Origin of the sequence: Rhodococcus sp. 14C212 (assembly GCF_011058195.1) — a bacterium.
In the GTDB taxonomy this organism is placed as follows: Bacteria; Actinomycetota; Actinomycetes; order Mycobacteriales; family Mycobacteriaceae; genus Rhodococcus; species Rhodococcus aetherivorans.
Genome location: NZ_JAALEH010000106.1, coordinates 1 through 18322, shown reverse-complemented (window position 1 = coordinate 18322; position 18322 = coordinate 1). Strand labels below are relative to the sequence as shown.

Sequence of the window (18322 nt, the reverse complement as noted above, 5' to 3'; positions counted from 1 at the left end):
CACCCCCGCCACGTCCTCCTGCCCGCCCTTGTCACAGCGTCAGGTGATGGTGTAGCCGAGCTGGTAGGCCGCGCTGTCGATCGGTCCGGACAACCCGGGATGCGACAACGGCAGCGACAACGCCGGCAGCGCAGGGAACGCGTCGGTGGCCCGTTCGCTGATCGCAATGCAGACACTGCCGGCGAACCGGCCGCGGTAGACGATCCCGTCGAGATCGTCATGGGCGCGGTGAATGGTGCGGGCCCAGTGCTGGGTTCGGCCGTGTGCGGCGGAGTCGAGGGCATGGTTGCCGCCGACCCGGGTCGCCCACGTCCCGTCTCCGATGCCGGACACATCGAGCAGTCTCAGCGGCCGGGTGAATCGCAGCCCGGTCAGATATGGGTTGCCGCGGTGGCGGTCGATCACCCGGGCGCTCTGAAACGCCTCGGCCAGCCCGCCGCGGGGACTGGAGGCGCCGTACCAGATGCCGTAGCCGGGATGTTCGGCCCGCGGGTGCGGATGGTGGTCGAACCGCAGGATCGGCCCGAACGTGCGCATTCCATTCCACGGCAGCACATGGGTGCCGGTGGTGCGATGCACCCGCCACACCACCTCGGCCGGTTGCCAGTCGATCACTTCCCCGGGGCGCACGCCCGCATCACGAAGGTCGGCGATGGTCGGCGGTGCGGGCAGCATCGACCCCATCTATGCCGATTCCCAGTCGGCGGCGGTGATCACGCCTCGGACCTGTTCGATATCGGCGGCGGTTCCGGCGCTGCCGGTCAACCACGCCACGACCGACACCGGCCGCCCCTCCACGGTCAGGGAGGGTTGCGGGAGGGTCAGCAACGCCTGCACGGTCAGTGGGTGCAGATCCTTCGCCAACAACGGCACCACCCGCTCGAGGTGCGGCACCGCACCGGTGTCGGTGAACTGGGCAGGCGGCAGCAAGCGGTTCCGGCCCGACGCAAACGCCCACAGGGTGCCCTCGCCGAGGCGTTGCCGGATCCGGGCCGCGGTCACCCCGAGACGGTCCGCGGCCTCCGCGATCGACAGGGAGCTGCGGACCAGTTCCTGCATGCGAATGTCGCGGTCCACCCGCGCGGCCGTCGCCGCGGCCGGGTCGTCGACGAACCCGGCCCGATCGAGCAGGGCCGCGTCGTGGTCGGACAGCGGCGGTGCCGCCGGGTTCCGGTCGGACAGGCCGTGCAGGATCCGGGCGAAGAACTGGCGCCCGACGTCGGTGCCCGTCACCTCCCGCAGCGCATCCTCGAAACCGAGATCGCCGCGCAAATAGCGGGCTTCGGTGCTGGCATCGGTGGCCTCGTTCATCACACCCAACCCCCCACTTTCACCATTTATCACACACAAATTCATGATAGCGCGAAATGGGCCAGGCCACTATCGCCCCGTGACGGGCTGCCGTACCGCTCCACCGTGGGCCGGGTCCCGGACTCGACGTCCTCGCCCGCTCCCGCAGCAACACGCCCGCTGAGACCCTCACCGAACCGACGGAGGAGGTGACACTCACCTTGACCGCCTGAACCGACGACGAGGAATCACACGACGACGTCGCACACCACCTCACGGGACTTGACCGGCGATCGACACCGACATCTTTACCGGGCTCGGCCGCCGCGAGGGAACGCAGGCCGAGGAAGTGCTCGGGAGAAGACGGCGAACAGCTTTCGACCGCCTCACCGAATATCGCCCCTGATCCGGTATCGCATACGGCACGCTGAACAACACCGACGAACCGATGAGTTCACAGCGCACCGGAGGTCTGCCCCGTCATGAGGAAACTGATCTACGGGTTCGGGGTGTCCTTGGACGGCTACATCAACGAACGCGACGGCAACATCGACTGGACCGACCCCGACGAGGAACTACACCAGTTCCACAACGACCGATACCGCCAGATCGAGATCTCGCTGCACGGGCGCCGACTCTACGAGCTGATGGCCGAGTACTGGCCGCACGTGCCCGACGACGCGCCGCGCGTCGAACGCGAATTCGCTCAGCTCTGGACACACAAACCCAAGGTCGTCTTCTCCCGGACACTCCCCGAGGTCCACTGGAACAGCACGCTGATCCGAGAGAACGCAGTCGCCGTGGTGCGCCGACTCAAAACCGCAGGCGACGGGGTCATGGAGGTCGGCGGCGCGGGCCTGGCGGCCTCACCGATCCCCCACGGGCTCATCGACGAGTACCAACTGTTCCTCTCCCCGGTCGTGCTCGGCGGCGGCACCCCGCTCTTCCCGCCACTGGACCAACACCTGCCGCTCCGACTGGTCGAAACCAAGCACTTCGACACCGTGGTGATGCTGCGCTACCTCACCCACTGAGACCTGCACACCCGCAACAAGCGCATCCCCGCGCGACCGTCACCGCCAGCGCTTCGGTGTTCGCCTCGGCGGCGTCGGCGGCCCGGTTCAACAGCGCCCGGCGCTCGTCGTGGCCGCGAGCGGCCCAGTCCGGCCGGGCGGCCTTTGCCGCCGCCACCGCTGTGTTCAGTTCGGCGACGCCCGGTTCGGCGACCCGGCCCACGAGTGCGCCGGTGGCGGGGTCGGTGATCTCGCGGCCGCAACCCCCCAGACCTCAGACGAGCAACCACACCATGCAGAGTTACCCGCGGTTCCCTACCTTGCTCAGCGACGGAGGGCGGCCGCGGAAATAGGGAGCCCCGCAGCCGCAAGGCGGTCACACACATCAGCCGGGGTCCCGGGTGGATGACGCCAGGCCGCGGCCGTCGCACTGACCGCCTGATGGACCCGCACCCCGTCGAGGTGGAACAGACCCATCACGAACTCGTCCGGATGCTTTGCCTCGATGCCGAAGTGCGCGAGCTTCGAGTCGGGGAAGTCCCGCAGATTCGCGGTGACGATGACCTGTGCGCCGGCGCGGATCGCCGCGGCGAGCACATGCCGGTCGTCCTCATCCGGCAGCATGAGTGCGGGAATGAGGGTCTCGTAGCCGGTGACCAGGCAGTCCGGTACCGCCCTGTTCATCAGTTCCCGCAGCTTCGTCAACGTCGCTGCCGGGAGGTCCGGGCGATTTTCGGCCAGGTTCTCGAACGTCTCGCCGGAGGATGCGATCCGTCCCACCGAGCATGCACCAGGCCGGTCTGCGCGAGCCGGATCAGCACGTCTCGTAAAACATTCGGGTACAGCACATTCGCGTCATAGAGCACGGTGAAGGTCACGTCAGTACAGCCCGAGGTCTTCCGTCAGGGCCGCCAGCTCGTCCGCGGCGGCACGCGAGCTCCCCAGCTGCGTCCGCTGGTAGGCGAGCAGAGAGGATGCAAGGATCCGGCGATGCCGGCCGACCATCCGGTACTCGATGCGCCCCTCGTCGAGGAGCTTGATCACATGCGGGCGCGAGACATTGAGCATCTGCGCGGCCTGCTGGGTCGTCAGCTCCGCGTGCGCCGGGACGACGGTGACCCCCTGCCCCGCGGCCATATTAGCCAACACCTCGCGGATCGGATCGAGTGCCGCACGAGGAAGATGCACCCACTCCGAGGTACCGGCCACGGTCACATCCAGGGTCTCCCCCGCCGGATCGACATCACGAAGCAACTGCAGTGCTTGACGGGCCTGCTCCTGCTCGACAACGGTCGGCTGATCATGTGCTGCGGACATCACGCACCTCCTAAACGAAATATACGCAACAAACGAAACAACCGCAACGGCGGCCGGGCGACGTCAGCGACGCCCCCCTCTTTCCAGGATCACCCCACGAAGACGCTCGGCGGCCTCCACCGCCCCGGCCCGGGCTGCCGCACCAATGCGATCCGTTGAGCCTCGATATTATTCGCCTTCGGTGTCCGTCTTCTCCGGCGGTGTGGGGCCGGTGAGTACCCATTCGCGCAGCAGCTGCACCACCGTCGCGTAGAACGCGTGGGTTGCACCGCTCATGGCGGTGATGAACTTGCCGCGGTGCCGGAGCGTCGATTACCCACCGGAACATTCCGCTCCAGGGCGAACGAAACGAGATGGCCGAGGACAGCGCCGGTGCCGAGCGGCTGCGCGCCAAGCTGGCCGAGGTCCGACGCGCGCTCGACGACGTGGACTATCGGGCGGCGAACATCCGGGCCGGGTTCGTCTACGTCATCTCCAACATCGGTGCGTTCGGGATCAGCATGGTCAAGATCGGCATGACCCGCCGGCTCGACCCGATGAACCGGGTGCGCGAGCTCGGTGATGCGTCGGTGCCGTTCCGGTTCGATGTGCACGCCTTGTTCTTCGCCGACGACGCCGTCACGGTGGAAAGCACGCTGCACCAGGCGTTCGCCGAGCGCCGGGTCAACACGGTCAACCCTCGGCGGGAGTTCTTCTCCGCCACCCCCGACGAGGTGCTCGACGTGCCGCGCCGACACGTCGGGGAGGTGCTCTCCTACACCGCCGAACCCGAGGCGGAGGAATACCCGGTCAGCATCGGCAAGAAGGACACCTCGTTCTGACGCCGGGGGCTGCCCCGGAGCCCGGCGACCGCCGCGGTCCGCGCTTAGGTGGTCGACGGAGCGTTCCCTGGTCGGCGTTCGCTCCTTCGCTACAACCCCTATGGGTCATGGGTACCCATACGGAAGGACGAGGACCGGGCTGGTAGCACTCACGGTCCTGCCGGGTGGGTGAGGACGCTGGCTGGCATCCGGCCGACAAGGCCGCCTTCGGTCCATCGAGTCTTGTCGTTCCTCTGGAAAATATCGGAGACGGCACCGGAACTGCGGCCCGCGCCTACGACAGACACCGTTGCGTCAGACACACCTGACGCGTGGTGCGAGCGTCGCCGAGGGTGGGACCGGATTGTTCCCCATGCGATGGGGAGGGGGTGATCTCTCCTGTGATGAGGGGGTGGTCGAGATGACGACAGCGCCTCAGCGTCCCGATCTGCTCGCCTACCACCAGGCCGCGCGGATGAGCCCGGTGGAGCCGGTGACCGCGCTGCGGGAGCTGCTCGGCGCCCGGCTCGTCGCCCACCTGGGCCGGGGCCCCGAAACCCGCGCGGTGCGGCAATGGGCCGAGGGCACCCGCGCGGTCGGCAGCGACACCGACCTCGCGCGGCTGCGGGTGGCCTACCGCGCGGCCCGGCTGATCTGCGACTGCGACAGCCCCATGGTGGCCCAAGCCTGGTTCCAGGGCTTGAATCCGATCCTCGACGACCGGGCGCCGGCGCTGCTGCTGCGCGAAGGCGAGCTCGCCGACGTCGGCCCGCAGGTGTCGGCCGCGGCCCGTCAGTTCGCCGCCGTCGGATGAGCGATCCCCCACACCAGGTCATCGAGACGCCGCACGGATCGCTGCGCGGCCGCCCGCGCCGGGGTACCGAGGTGCATCGGGTCGGGTTCGCTCCCTGTCCGTGGGGACGGACGGAAGTGGGAGTACGCCGAGAAAGGTCGGTTCACCGGCCGGTGGGACGATCCGGACGGCAACCGGCGCACCCTCTACGTCGGGCAGTCGCGTCCGGTCTGCTATCTGGAGGTCGTGGCGGCGTTTCGGCCGAGCCCGGACCTGGTCGCCGAGACGACCGAGATCGAGGTCGACGAGGAAGACGCCGAGCAGTTCCCCACCGTGCCATCTGCTACGGACCCGCCGACACCCCGCTCGCCGAACTGGTGCGAGTCGCCGGCGGCCGCTGGGCGATCGAGGAATGCTTCCAGACCGCCGAGAACGAGACCGGACTCGGCCACTACCTGGTCCGCGGGTACACCGCCTGGTACCGGCACATCACCCTGTCCATGGCCGCGGCCGCGTTCCTGACGATCCTGCATCGAGGCACCCGAAAGGGGGATTTTCAACCGGCCCCGGACAGTTGATTCGGCTGACGACCAACGAGATTCGGCGTTTATTCAATGGTGTCGCGTGCCCGGTGAGGCATGCTCTCCTCCACGTGTGGCGCTGGTCGAACTGGCGCCGCGTCAGCCAGACCAGAGCCCGCGTCAGCCACCACAAACGTCGACATCACAAACTGTCGTTGCAGTAGTGGGGCTTGTTTTCGACGATGTCGCCGAAAGGTCGGAAGGCGCGACGGGCGGGCGGCCATCAACCGGAAACCGACGTAGAACGCGAGCGCGCTCTCCGGCGTGGTGAAGGGTGTCGGACATGAAGATTCCTCCGGGTGGTGTGCGTGGAGGACTTCGGAGAGTCGTGGACGTCGATCACCGAAGTGAAACAGACGGTAATATGAAGAAACGTAGCGATGGCTGCCGACCTGTCAACGCGTGTAGCGGACTCCTTTCGACACCACGACGCCCAGCCCGCGGGCACGTGAGCCCGCGGCCCGGAAGGGATTCATCGTCCGACGGCCGATGCCGCCGTGTCGATGGCACGTCAGCGACGATTTCCGAAGAAGGCGGCGTGCCAGATGCGCGTCACGATCTGCGCGGCCTGGTCGAGCGGCATGGGTGCCCGCTGTAGTTCCTCCTGCGCGTACCAAACATACGCCGACTGCTCCACCATGCACGCGACGGCTTCGACCATGCCCCTGACATCGATGCCGTCGACCGCCTCCATCCCGCATTTGAGCCTCAGGACGGTGGTGAAGCGATCGACGTGCCGGTTGCGCATCTGCCACCAGAATTCCCGGAACCGCGGATCGACGCTGGCTGCTTCGACCAGCGTGCGCATGATGTCGCGGTTGTCGTAGTAGTGCGTCAGATATCCGGTATTCGCCTCGAGCAGCGCCTGGTACGGATCGTCCTCGATGCGGTGCTCGGTCGCGCCGCTGGCACGGAACAAGTCGTCGTGAGTGTCGGCGATCAGCGCGGCGAACAAGTCCTCCTTGTCGCTGAAGTACCTGTACAGCCCCCCAAGCGACATCCCCGCTTCCGTCGCCACGCCACTCATGGTGGCGCCGACGTATCCGACGCGGGCGAAGACCGAGCGTGCTGCTTCCAGCAGTTTGGTGCGGGTGCGACGCCCCTTGGTGGTGTTCGGTAGGTGCGGCATGTCCCTCCTGTCGTTGCGGGCATCGTAACCGCTTAACACGCCCGTCAGAAGTGTTTACAAAAAAGCGACGTCACTCTCTTGACGTGAGCCATGTTACCCCACAGAATTGTTCCAACGACGCCGCGACTGCCTCTCGTGCCGCGCCTTCTGCATCCGGCTTCCACCGAAACGGAGTCTTCGTGAATTCCCGTGCAAGCATCCTTGCGCCCGCCGTACCCGGCGAGCGCCCGCCCGGCGCTGGCGCCCGGACTCCCCTCGACCTGTTCCTCGGACACCTCGAGTGTGACCCGCACCCCGTCGCGGTCAGCGACGACCGGGGCCACACCCTCACCCGCGCCGAACTGTGGAACCTCGCAGGCGACATCGAACGAGAACTTGCCGCCCACGGATTGGCCGCCGGCGACCTGGTCATCGTCTGCATGCCCAACTGGACGGAGTGGATGGCCTGCTATCTCGGAGTCGTCCGAGGCGCGCTGATTCCGGCGACCCTCCCGGTGACGACCGACCCGAAGTCCATCGCCTACACCGCGCAGCTCGTCGGCGCCAAGGCCGTTGTACTCCCCCGTTCCCACCGCGGACGCGATTTCGCCACCGAATCCGCGGTGCTGGCGGAAGAACTCGGACACGAGGTGCACGTCCTGCTCGTGGACGGCACCGACGGCACTCGTACCTGGCGCACCTTCGACGGTCCGCCGGCCACGGTTCCCGTCTATCCGGAGGGCCTTGCCCACGTGCTGTTCTCCTCGAGCACCACCGGACAGTCGAAGGCCATCGCCCACTCCGAGTCGAGCCTGAGCGCCTACAACCGGATGGTCATTGACCGCTACGAGGTCTCCGGCGAGCGTCCGATCTTCATGCCCTCGCCTCTCGGCCACAGCACCGGCTTCTGGCACGGCGCGCGAATGTCGCTGATGACAGGTGCCGCGCTCGTCCTGCAAGATGCTTGGGATCCGCGGCGCGCCCTCGAGCTGGTCGAGCGGCACGGTTGCGAGATCACCGTGGCCGCTACGCCTTTCCTCAAGGACGTCGTGGACGCTGAATGGGAATCTCCGACTCCCAAACTCGCCGGAATGCGGATCTTCCTGTGCGGTGGCGCGCCCGTCGCACCCAGCCTCATCGAACAGGCACAGGAGCAGATGCCCGACACCCGGATCGCGGCGATCTGGGCGATGAGCGAGGGCGGGGCGACTTCGAGCCTGCCGGACGATTCCGTCGATCTCGTTGCCCGTACCTGCGGAAAGGTGATGCCCGGTGTCATCCTCGAGACGATCGACGACCGCGGCGCGATCACCTCACGCGGGACGGACGGTGAGATCGTCATGCGGACCCCGTCGCTCTTCCTCGGATACATCGGTCAGGACGAGCTCTACCGCGACTCCTTCACCGCGGACGGCTGGTTCCGAACCGGTGACACCGGAATCGTCGACGACGACAGCTACCTGCGTCTGACGGGCCGTCTGAAGGACCTCATCATTCGCGGCGGAGTCAACATCTCCCCCGTCGAGATCGAGAACGTCCTCTCCGGACACCCGCAGATCTCCCGAGTGGCAGTTGTGGGCAGTCCCGACGACCGACTCGGCGAGCGGATCTGCGCCGTCATCCAACCGCTTGGTGACGCTCCTGGCTTCGGCGAACTGATCGACTGGCTGTCCCACCGCGGCGTCCCCCGCAGACTGTGGCCGGAGTCGATCCGCATCGTGTCGACGATGCCCGAGACCCCCGCCGGAAAGATCCGCAAGAATGTTCTCAGAGAATCGATTTCGTCAGGAGACATTATGACCGCGAGTATCGACAACGCGACGACGCAGACCGTCACACTACAAGACATCGACGTGACCTACAGGCGGGCCGGCCACGGCCCCGCAGTCGTCCTGATCCACGGGCTCGCCGAGGACCACCACAGCTGGCGCGCCGTGCAGGAAGCCGACCTCGGCGTCACCACCTACGCCTACGACCTCCGAGGACACGGCCGCACGACCGTCGGGTCCCCCGCCGGGACTCTCGCGCAGCTGCGTGACGACCTGATCGCCTTCCTCGAGCAGGTCAGCGGTCCCGCGATCTGCGTCGGGTTCTCCCTCGGTGGCACCGTCGTCCTGTCGGTAGCGGCGGAACGACCCGACCTGGTGACCGAGGTCGTCGCCCTCGGCACGTCGAGTGTCGTGGGCCGTGGCGCAGCCGCCTTCTACGCCGGACGCATCGACCTGTTCCGCGGCACCGACCGCGCAGAGCAGAAGGCAGCACTGCACGCCGACACCGCAGCCGCCCTGCACAATCCTGCCTCCGATGTCGATGCCGTCACGGCCTACCGGCTCGAGGCCGTCGGTGACGGGCAGGGCTACATCAACGCCTCCACCGCGATGGCGGCCCTGGTCGAGTCGCCGCTCACCCCCGAACTGTCGAAGATCGGCCCCGACGTGCCGGTCACGATCGTCGGAGCAGACCACGACACCTTCTGCCCGAAGAAGGCCGCGGAGATCATCCTGAACGCCATCGAGCACGCCCGCTACTTTGAAATCTCCGGCGCGGGACACCTGATGCTCGTCGATCAACCCGAACAATCGATCGACGCGCTCCGCCACATCCTCGGTTCCTGACCAGCCGGCCCACACCCGAACTTCCGAATTCTCAGCATCTTCGAAAGGCTCCATGATGCAAGAACGCCCCACCGCCCTCGTCACCGCCGCCGCGGGCGCAGGGATTGGCGCCGCGATCGCCGCCCGCCTCGCCTCCGACGGCTTCGACGTCGTGGTCACCGACATCCACGAGCGCCGCTGCCAGGAACTCGCCTCGAAACTCACCGCCGAGTACGGACGCGACTTCGACCACCACATCCTCGACGTCACCGACGAATCCCGGGTCGAAACCGTCGTATCCGAGATCGCCTCGAAGAAGGGACGACTCGACGTTCTCGTCAACAACGCCGGCTGGAGCAAGATCGAACCCGTCGCCGAGATGTCCTCGGACACCTGGAAGCGTTGCCTCGATGTCGATCTGAACGGCACCTTCTACACCATGCGGTACGCGCTTCCGGTGATGCAGCAAAACAACTCCGGCGCCATCGTCAACATCAGCTCGATCGCCGCGTACGAGACCAGCACCGAGCACGGGGCCGCCTATTCCGCCGCGAAGGCCGGTGTCCTGGCTCTGACGCGCGTCGCCGCCGCGGAGAACGGCAAGCACGGCATCCGGGTCAATGCCATCACCCCGGGCCTCATCTACAACGACTTCCTCCGCAAGATCTACCCGGACGAGTTCTTCTCCGGTTACGCGGAAAACCGCTCCCTCGTCGGACGCGTCGGCCGCCCCGAGGACGTCGCCGGTCTGGTCTCGTTCCTCGTCGGACCCGACGCCGGCTACGTCACCGGTGAGGTCTACGGCATCAGCGGCGGAGTGCACCCGCATGGCTGACAACCCGTTGCACCTGCCCATCAGGGAACTGACCGACGCCTACGCACGCGGCGACCTGAACCCGATCGACGTGACCGAGCAGGTGCTCGCGCGAATCGAACAGCTCGACCCCCAGCTACGCGCCTACGTGACGGTCACCGCCGACCTGGCACGTCTGCAGGCCACCGTGGCGGCCGAACGCTACCGCCGTGGGGAGCGTGCACCCCTGCTCGGGGTCCCGGTGTCCATCAAGGACGCCTTCCACCTCGCCGACACCGAGACCAGCCTCGGATCGCTGACCCAGCGTGGCCGTATCGCCCGATCGGACTCCGGGGCCGTCGCGCGCCTGCGCGCCGCGGGATCGGTGATGCCGGGCAAGACGAGCGTTCCCGAGTTCTGCCAATCGGCCACCAGCGACAATCTGCTCGGACCCGAGACCGGCAATCCGTGGGATCCCTCCCGGACCCCGGGCGGCTCGAGCGGGGGTGCGGCAGCATCGGTCGGCGCCGGCCTCGCCACGATCGCACTCGGTTCGGACGGCGGGGGGTCCATCCGGATTCCCGCCGCCTTCAGCGGACTCGTCGGCTACAAACCCACCACGGGACTGTGCCCCGACGAGCGCGGATTCCGCGCGATGACGGACTTCGTCACTGCCGGACCGCTCGCCTGGACGGTGGACGATGCTCGGATCATGGTGGAGGTTCTCGCCGAGACGAGGTTCGAGCGCGCTGCGACAGCACCGCGCCGGATCGCGTACTCGCCCCGTCCGGACGGACGACCCGTCGATTCCGCCGTCGCCCGCACACTCGACGCCGTGGCCTCCACCTTGTCGGAGCTCGGCCACGAGGTGATCGAGACGCACGTGCCGATCCAGGGCTGGAACGAGATCTTCGGCCCCCTCGTGCTCGACGACGAACTCCGCGAACGTGCCCACCTGCTCGACCGTCCGGAGCTGCTCACTCCCTACGAACACGCGAGCCTGTGTGCGGCATCGCGACTGAGCAGCGCGGAAGTTGCCAGCGCACGCGAGTCCTTGACGGACTTCCGGCGTCGCATCGACAGCTTCCTCCACCGCTTCGATGCGATCCTCACCCCGACGGTGGCCACGGTCGCGTTCCCGCACGACCAGCGCCCGAAGACCATCGACGGCGAGAAAGTGGACTGGTTGTGGGGTGCCTTCCCGTTCACGTCACCATTCAATGTGGCAGCCACGCCGGCGATTTCGCTTCCGGCAGGTATCCACGACGGACTACCGATCGGCGCACAGTTGGTGACGGCTCGGGGACGCGACGCAGAACTGCTGAACCTCGCCGAATCCCTCGAAGTGGCACTCGCTTTCGACTACGCACCGGTGCGTGAACGCTGGGCCGACGCGAAGGTCCCGGAACCGGAGCCCGTACCGTGACCACCGGGCTCGACTGCCGTCGTCACGGGAACGTGCTCGAGGTCGTACTCGATCGCGCGGAGCGAGGGAACGCGCTGTCGCGTGAGCTGCTCGGTGAACTCCGTCAGGTCATCACGGGCCTCCCGGAGGACGTCCGCGCCGTGGTGCTGACGAATTCCGGCCCGGTGTTCTGCGCCGGTGCGGACTTCGCCGATCTGACGGGCACGTCCGCCGACCTCGACTACGACCGTGATCTCGAGAATGCGTGCTCGGCGATCCGCAACAGCGCGGTCCCCGTGATCGCGGTCGTGGACGGCCCGTGCGTCGGCGCAGGTGTCGAACTGGCCACCTCGTGCGACGTCCGGATCGCCGGGACCGAGGCGTGGTTCCGGGTTCCGGCGGTCGAGCTCGGCCTGCTCTACAACCCGGAAACCATTCGGCGGATCCACTCGGTGCTCCCGCGCACGACGATCACCCGGCTGCTGGTCCTCGCCGACCGGTTCGACGCCGACGACGCCCTGCGCAGCGGATTGGTCACCCACACGGCCGACGGCGATCCCCGTGAAGACGGACTGGCACTTGCCGAGCGACTCGTCGGCCTTCCCCGGGACGCCCTCGCCGCGACCCGATTCCTGCTCCACCGCCTCGACGAGGATCGCTACGACGACGTCGAATGGCACGAAACACGGATCCGATTGATGGACAGTCCTGCACGGCATGCCGCCGTGGCCGCCGCCTCCGCGCGGCACGGCGCGTGAATTCTGCCGACCCTACTTCTGGAAAGAAGCCCATGACGAACACCACGCTCACTCCCGACCCGCAGGACTTCCTCGCGCTCGAGCAACTGCTGAGCGAGGAGGAGCGAATGGTCGCGCACACCGTCCGCCAGCTCGTGAACGAGAAGATCAAGCCGAACGTCGGTGAGTGGTTCGAGAACCACGAGTTCCCGAAGGAGATGGCACTCGAATTCGGCAAGCTCGGCATGCTCGGCATGCACCTCGAGGGCTACGGTTGCGCCGGCATGAGCGCCGTCGCATACGGATCGGCCTGCCTCGAACTCGAAGCCGGCGACAGCGGCGCCCGCAGCTTCGTCTCCGTGCAGGGTTCGCTGGCCATGTTCCCGATCTGGAAGTTCGGATCCGAGGAGCAGAAGCAGGAATGGCTGCCGCGCATGGCGGCAGGCGAGGCCATCGGCTGCTTCGGCCTGACCGAACCCGATTCGGGCAGCGACCCGTCGAGCATGCGCACCACCGCCCGCCGCGACGGCGACGACTGGATCCTCAACGGCACCAAGATGTGGATCACCAACGGCAGCATCGCCGACGTCGCCGTCATCTGGGCACAGACCGACGAGGGCATCCGCGGCTTCGTCGTCGACACCAGGACCGAGGGCTATCAGGCCCGCAAGATCGAGAAGAAGCTGTCGCTCCGCGCCTCGATCACCGCCGAGATCGTCCTCGACAACGTCCGTCTGCCCGGCAGCGCGGCGCTTCCCGGCGTCGTCGGGATCAAGGGTCCTCTCTCCTGCCTCAACGAGGCCCGCTTCGGAATCCTGTTCGGCGCTGTCGGCGCGGCTCGCGACTGCTACGAGGCGGCGCTCGACTACACCCTGCAGCGCACCCAGTTCGGCAAGCCGCTCGCCGGTTTCCAGCTCACCCAGGGCAAGCTCGCCGACATGCTGATCCGCGTCAACCGTGCCCATCTGCTCGCCATCCACCTCGGCAAGCTCAAGGACGCCGGTAACCTCACGCCGGCCCAGATCAGCTTCGGCAAGAAGGACAACGTCGCCCAGGCCCTGCATGTGGCGCGCGAAGCCCGCGGCATGCTCGGCGCGAGCGGAATCACGTTGGAGTATCCCGTGATCCGGCACATGAACAATCTCGAGTCCGTCTACACCTACGAGGGCACGAACGAGGTCCACACGTTGGTCCTCGGGCAGGCCGTCACGAAGATCGGAGCATTCCGGTGAACGCTGTCGCTGCGCTGAAAGGTCATGATCTCGGTACCCGCGTCGTGTCGTACGACGAATCCGACGCCATCCTCTACGCGTTGTGCGTCGGTGCCCGTCCCGACCAGCTGTCGCTGGTGTACGAGCGGGACCTGCATGTGCTGCCCACCTTCGGACTCGGGCTCGGATTGTGGGCCGTCGAGGATGCCGGTTCCCTCGGTGCCTACGACCGTCTGAAGTCGCTGCACGCCGCGCAGCAGCTGACGGTCCACAGGTCCCTGCCTCGTTCCGGCAAGCTCGAGATGCACGCGCGCGTCGCCGACGTGTGGGACAAGGGATCCGCCGCAACGATCGACGTCGCGGTCGCGTGCGAGCAGTTCACCGCGATTTACGCGATCCACCTGCCGGGCTCGGGAGGCTGGGGCGGTGAACGCACACCGTCGTCGCCCCGGGTCGATCTCGAGGACGCGCCGTTCCGCGAGGACGTCCACATCGCGGCGAACCTGCCGGCCCTGTACCGGCTCACCGGTGATCTGCACCCCGTCCACATCGATCCCGCGGTCTCTTCGAGCTACGGTTTCGAGCGTCCCATCCTGCACGGACTGTGCACACTGGGTATCGCGGCGCGCACCGTTGCCGGCGCCGCCGGAGCCGAGCCGTGGGAACTGCGGGAACTCCGCGCCCGGTTCGCGGCTCCGGTTCTCCCCGACGCCACCCTCGCCGTCCGCGCGCAGGCTTCCGGCACCGAGGTCGACTTCGACGCCCGGATCGATACCACGGGTGTGCTCTCCGGCGGTCACGCGAGCTTCTGATCGCTCACCCGCCGTCCGGTTCTACCGAAGGAAATCCCCCGCCCCACACGTAGTTCCGCCGAAAGGGACTCAGATGACCCCACACGCCGCTTCCAGTTTCGGAACCAAGCAACAAAAACGAGCGTTTCTCGCCAGCCTCGTGGGCACCACAGTCGAGTGGTTCGACTTCTTCATCTACGCCACGGCCGCCACGCTCGTCTTCTCGACGATCTTCTTCCCCGAGTTGGGGTCGAACGTCGGCATCCTCGCCTCCTTCGCGACCCTCGGTGTCGCGTTCCTCGCCCGCCCGGTGGGCGCGTTCGTCTTCGGTCATCTCGGAGACCGCCTCGGTCGGCGCACGACGCTGATCACCACCCTCACGGTGATGGGTGCCGCCACCGGACTCATCGGCCTGCTGCCGACCTGGGAGCAGATCGGCATCTGGGCACCGATCATGCTCACCGCGCTCCGGTTCCTGCAGGGCGTCGCCGTGGGCGGCGAGTGGGGCGGCGCCGTTCTCATGAGTGTCGAGAACGCGCCGAAGACCCGCGAACGCTTTTATGGCTCCGCGCCGCAGATCGCGAGCCCGCTCGCGCTGGTACTCGCCACAGTGGTGATGTACTTCGTCGCCCGGATGCCCAACGACCAGCTGATGTCGTGGGGATGGCGGATCCCCTTCCTCGCCGGTTTCGTCCTCGTTCTCATCGGCCTCGCTATCCGGCTCGGTGTCGAGGAATCGAGCGAGTTCGCCGAGGTGAAGGAGACCGGCACCGTCACGAAGAACCCCGTCGCCACCGTCCTGCGCACGATGCCGAGCCGAGTGCTTGCCGGTATCGGCCTGCAGGCCAGCGTGATCGTGCTGTTCTACCTGATCACCACCTACATGCTCACGATGGCGACGAACATCCACGGTTTCGCCAAGAGCGACACCCTGATGATCCTGCTCATCGCGGCGACGATCGATCTCTTCGCGATGGTCGGCGTCGGCATCCTCTGCGACCGGCTGTCCGCCTGGACGGTCTTCGTCGGCGGTGTGGTGTTCACCGGCGCTTTCGCGTTCCCGCTGTTCGCCTTGTTCAATACCGGCAACATGGGTCTGATGATCCTCGCCTTCTCGGGAGCCCTCGTCCTCGGCCACGCCACCACCTACGCGGTGGTCTCGAGCATGACCGCCAACCTGTTCCCCACCGAGGTTCGCTACAGCGGCGTCGCCCTGTGCAGCGCGTTCTCCGGTGTCGCGTGGGCCGCTCCCACACCGCTCGTGGCGGCCGCTCTCGTCCCCACGGACGGGACGAAGCACTGGTGGCCCCTCGCCGCGATTCTCGTCGTCACCGCCGTCATCTCGTTCGTCGCCGCGGCCTCCATGCGGCGCCACTTCACCTCCGACACGGTGGCCGACGACGACCGTGCCGACGAGTCCCGCGACACCCGGATCCGCGTGGGCGATCCCGTCTGAGCAGCACCCATCCGAACGATCAGGAGATTTTCATGACTGTGATGCTCAGCGAGGAGCAACGCGAGTTCGCGGCGGCCGTCCGCGAGTTCTGCCGCCGCGAGGTGGGTACGCGCGAACAACGCGACAAACTCACCGACTGCGGCCGGGAAGGACACAGCCTCGAACTCAACCGCAGAATCGCCGAACTCGGCTGGGCCGCGATCAACGTCCCCGAGGAGTACGGGGGCGCCGGCGGAAATCACGTCGACCTGTGTGTGCTCCTCGAGGAGCTCGCGCGCGGCATGGCCCCGGTCCCATGGCACGGCACGACGCTCATCACGGCCGGCATCTACACCAAGTTCGCGAACGAGGATCTCAAGACCACGGTGCTGTCCCGGCTCGCGGAGGGCGCGGCACTGTCGATCGCGATGTCCGAACCCGAAGCCGGCTCCGACGTCGCCGCACTGACGTGCCGCGCGGAGCGCACCGCGGACGGTTGGCTGATCAACGGCCAGAAGACGTGGTGCACCAATGCTCATCTCGCGGACAGCATTCTGCTGGTCGCGCGGACCGAGCGCGGCGAGAAGAAGCATCGGGGACTGACGATGTTCCACGTGCCGGCGAACACCCCGGGACTGACGATCAAGGGCATCGACACCCTCAACGGCACGGAGGTCAACGACCTCTACTTCGCCGACTGTGTGCTCCCCGCCGACTCGGTCGTCGGCGAGATCGGTCAGGGCTGGGCTCAGCTCATGCCGGGTCTGGCCACCGAACGGCTGATTCTCGCCGCGCAGATGCTCGGGACCGCCGAGCGCGCGTTCGACGACTGTCTCGCCTTCGTCTCCGAGCGCATGCAGTTCGGTCGCCGGGTGGGTTCGTTCCAGGCGCTCAAACACCGGATCGCGGATCTCGCGACCGAGATCGAGTGCACGCGACTGCTCGTCTACAACGTGGCGCAACAGGCAGACGACCCCAAGCAGGCCGACGAACTCGCGCGCGCGTCCTCCATGGCCAAGCTCAAGGCCACGGAGGTCGCCAAGAACATGGCCCTGGAGGGAATGCAGATGATGGGTGGCTACGGCTATTGCACCGAGTTCGACATGGTCCAGCACGTGCGTGCCTCCCTCGGTGCCACGATCTACGGCGGCACCAACGAGATCCAACGCGACATCATCGGAAACTCCTTCGGACTCCGCTGACGAGTCCTCCCAGCTTCACCCCACCCGCGGCGGGGCGGCCTTCGGGCCCCCCGCCGGGTCCTCACCGTCGCGGCCGGTCAGCGCAGCACACCCGGAGCGGCATGCGTGTCAGGTACCCCGACACCACCCGCAAGACACCCCCACACACTCGGCAACCCCACACCCCGAATGATCGTCTTCGTCAGAAATACCTGACGGGCCCGAAGAAGACGGAGGCAGCTGTGCCAGGCACTCCCGACGCCCCGCACCCCCGTAAGACAGTTCCCAGCCTCTGCACGGACCACGCCGAGGGATCTTCCCTCGTCAGGAAGACCCGACAGCACCATGGACCATCGAGGAAAAGGGCGGCACCGCGCCCATCCCGCCGCTCTACCCCGAGGACCGCATCCTCCCGACCGGCTCCGCCGCCTGCGCCTGCGAGGCATCCTCCGCGGCAGGGACCGCCCCCCCTGACCCCCGTGGGCCGGAACCGCCCATGTCAGAGCTCCTCGAGCCAGCCCTGCAGACTTCGACACAACGGGGCCAACGCTGCCCCGAGCTCCGCCGGCAGCTCACCGCGGGACGCGGGACGCCTCATCCATTCGCGCACGACGGCAAGAACCGCCGCCTGCACCGCCCCACCGATACTCGCCGGCACCACCGCCGCCGGACGATCCCCGATACGCCCGGCAACGAACGTCGCGACGACCTCGGCCCAGGTGAGCCACCGCTGCGCCCCCTCGGCCTGCAACTCGTCCGAGGCCTCGAGGATCCGAAACCGTTTGCTCCAGACACCCTCCTCGTCGATGCCGGCCGCCACCGCCTCCACCACACCCGCCCGCACCACCTCCATCACCGGCACGTCCTCCGGAGCCCGCGCGAGCACCCGCTGCAGGTAGCGGGTGTGCTCCTCGAAGGCGGCCCAGATGAGCGCTCCCTTGGTGGGGTAGTACCGGAAGAACGTGGTCTTGCTGATCCCGGCGGCGGCGGCGATGTCCGCGAGCCCGGTCGCGGCGTACCCACGATCGAGAAACAGGTCGAACGCCGCGGCCTCGACCCGCGCACGGGACGAGGCCGGAGGACGCCCGCGTCTGCTCGTGGTCATCGCGCTCAGGTCCCTCCGCCGCGGCCTTGATTTTCGGTACCAGGTACCGTAAAGATAGACGACAGGTGCACGACCGTCGTCGTTACCCCTCAGCTGCCACGACCCGCCCCCTGCCGGCGGTTCGTGGAACCCGGGTCGACGAATCGACCCACCCGAACGCCCCGCCTC

General features: G+C 67.3%; 18 protein-coding genes and 1 pseudogene. 12 read left to right on the top strand and 7 right to left on the bottom strand.

Annotated features, from left to right (window positions below; translation table 11 throughout):
* Positions 1-39 precede the first annotated feature (39 nt).
* Entirely contained in the window at positions 40-684 is a 645-nt protein-coding gene (locus G6038_RS26910) for an RES family NAD+ phosphorylase (RefSeq protein WP_165041436.1), read from the bottom strand.
* On the bottom strand, positions 685-1311 hold the full coding sequence (locus G6038_RS26905; RefSeq protein ID WP_240918770.1) for a hypothetical protein: 627 nt from the start codon (positions 1309-1311) through the stop codon (positions 685-687).
* A 461-nt stretch (positions 1312-1772) separates the two neighbouring features.
* On the opposite strand from G6038_RS26905, the gene G6038_RS26900 reads away from it, so the two are divergent.
* Positions 1773-2324, top strand: a complete 552-nt coding sequence (locus G6038_RS26900; protein ID WP_165041432.1) for a dihydrofolate reductase family protein — start codon at positions 1773-1775, stop codon at positions 2322-2324.
* Here the strand turns inward: G6038_RS26900 and G6038_RS26895 are convergent.
* The 3 genes from G6038_RS26895 to G6038_RS26885 form a co-directional block, all read right to left on the bottom strand.
* Positions 2314-2553: an aldehyde dehydrogenase family protein gene (locus G6038_RS26895; protein ID WP_346772933.1), complete on the bottom strand. Its 240-nt coding sequence runs from the start codon at positions 2551-2553 to the stop codon at positions 2314-2316. The two genes, G6038_RS26900 and G6038_RS26895, sit on opposite strands and share 11 nt — an antisense overlap.
* A 74-nt stretch (positions 2554-2627) precedes the next feature.
* Entirely contained in the window at positions 2628-3083 is a 456-nt protein-coding gene (locus G6038_RS26890) for a PIN domain-containing protein (RefSeq protein WP_240918769.1), read from the bottom strand.
* 99 nt (positions 3084-3182) lie between these two features.
* Positions 3183-3620 (bottom strand): helix-turn-helix domain-containing protein, encoded by a 438-nt coding sequence (locus G6038_RS26885; protein WP_165041431.1) that lies wholly within the window; start codon positions 3618-3620, stop codon positions 3183-3185.
* A 353-nt stretch (positions 3621-3973) separates the two neighbouring features.
* Between G6038_RS26885 and G6038_RS26880 the strand changes: the two genes are divergently transcribed.
* The 3 genes and pseudogenes from G6038_RS26880 to G6038_RS26870 all read left to right on the top strand — a co-directional run.
* Positions 3974-4441 carry a GIY-YIG nuclease family protein gene (locus tag G6038_RS26880; RefSeq protein WP_165041430.1) on the top strand — a complete coding sequence of 156 codons (468 nt, stop codon included), beginning with the start codon at positions 3974-3976 and terminating at the stop codon, positions 4439-4441.
* Between the two features lie 400 nt (positions 4442-4841).
* Positions 4842-5234, top strand: coding sequence for a hypothetical protein (locus tag G6038_RS26875; RefSeq protein WP_165041428.1), 393 nt, complete (start codon positions 4842-4844; stop codon positions 5232-5234).
* 317 nt (positions 5235-5551) lie between these two features.
* Positions 5552-5791, top strand: a pseudogene (locus tag G6038_RS26870) (IS701 family transposase); the annotation flags it as partial.
* Positions 5792-6305: 514 nt separating this feature from the next.
* On the opposite strand, the gene G6038_RS26865 reads toward G6038_RS26870, so the two are convergent.
* Positions 6306-6923, bottom strand: coding sequence for a TetR/AcrR family transcriptional regulator (locus G6038_RS26865; RefSeq protein ID WP_165041426.1), 618 nt, complete (start codon positions 6921-6923; stop codon positions 6306-6308).
* 179 nt (positions 6924-7102) lie between these two features.
* Here G6038_RS26865 and G6038_RS26860 point away from each other — a divergent pair, with 179 nt between their 5' ends.
* From G6038_RS26860 to G6038_RS26825, 8 genes are all read left to right on the top strand, one after another.
* Positions 7103-9517, top strand: a complete 2415-nt coding sequence (locus tag G6038_RS26860) for an alpha/beta fold hydrolase (RefSeq protein WP_165041424.1) — start codon at positions 7103-7105, stop codon at positions 9515-9517.
* A gap of 52 nt (positions 9518-9569) precedes the next feature.
* Entirely contained in the window at positions 9570-10331 is a 762-nt protein-coding gene (locus tag G6038_RS26855) for an SDR family NAD(P)-dependent oxidoreductase (protein ID WP_165041422.1), read from the top strand.
* Positions 10324-11715, top strand: a complete 1392-nt coding sequence (locus tag G6038_RS26850) for an amidase (protein WP_165041420.1) — start codon at positions 10324-10326, stop codon at positions 11713-11715. The genes G6038_RS26855 and G6038_RS26850 overlap by 8 nt, the downstream gene beginning before the upstream one ends.
* A complete protein-coding gene (locus tag G6038_RS26845) occupies positions 11712-12452 on the top strand; it encodes an enoyl-CoA hydratase/isomerase family protein (protein ID WP_165041418.1) in 741 nt (246 codons plus the stop codon). Before G6038_RS26850 ends, G6038_RS26845 begins: the two co-directional genes overlap by 4 nt.
* Before the next feature lie 32 nt (positions 12453-12484).
* The gene (locus G6038_RS26840) at positions 12485-13663 is read left to right on the top strand and encodes an acyl-CoA dehydrogenase family protein (protein WP_165041416.1); all 1179 of its coding nucleotides are present in this window, start codon (positions 12485-12487) and stop codon (positions 13661-13663) included.
* Positions 13660-14454, top strand: coding sequence for a MaoC/PaaZ C-terminal domain-containing protein (locus tag G6038_RS32205; protein WP_165041414.1), 795 nt, complete (start codon positions 13660-13662; stop codon positions 14452-14454). Before G6038_RS26840 ends, G6038_RS32205 begins: the two co-directional genes overlap by 4 nt.
* A 73-nt stretch (positions 14455-14527) precedes the next feature.
* The gene (locus G6038_RS26830; RefSeq protein ID WP_240918768.1) at positions 14528-15889 is read left to right on the top strand and encodes an MFS transporter; all 1362 of its coding nucleotides are present in this window, start codon (positions 14528-14530) and stop codon (positions 15887-15889) included.
* Positions 15890-15921: 32 nt separating this feature from the next.
* Complete coding sequence (locus G6038_RS26825; RefSeq protein WP_165041410.1) at positions 15922-17070, top strand: acyl-CoA dehydrogenase family protein; 1149 nt, start codon at positions 15922-15924, stop codon at positions 17068-17070.
* Positions 17071-17548: 478 nt separating this feature from the next.
* On the opposite strand, the gene G6038_RS26820 is transcribed toward G6038_RS26825, so the two are convergent.
* Positions 17549-18154 (bottom strand): TetR family transcriptional regulator, encoded by a 606-nt coding sequence (locus G6038_RS26820; protein WP_165041408.1) that lies wholly within the window; start codon positions 18152-18154, stop codon positions 17549-17551.
* Positions 18155-18322 lie beyond the last annotated feature (168 nt).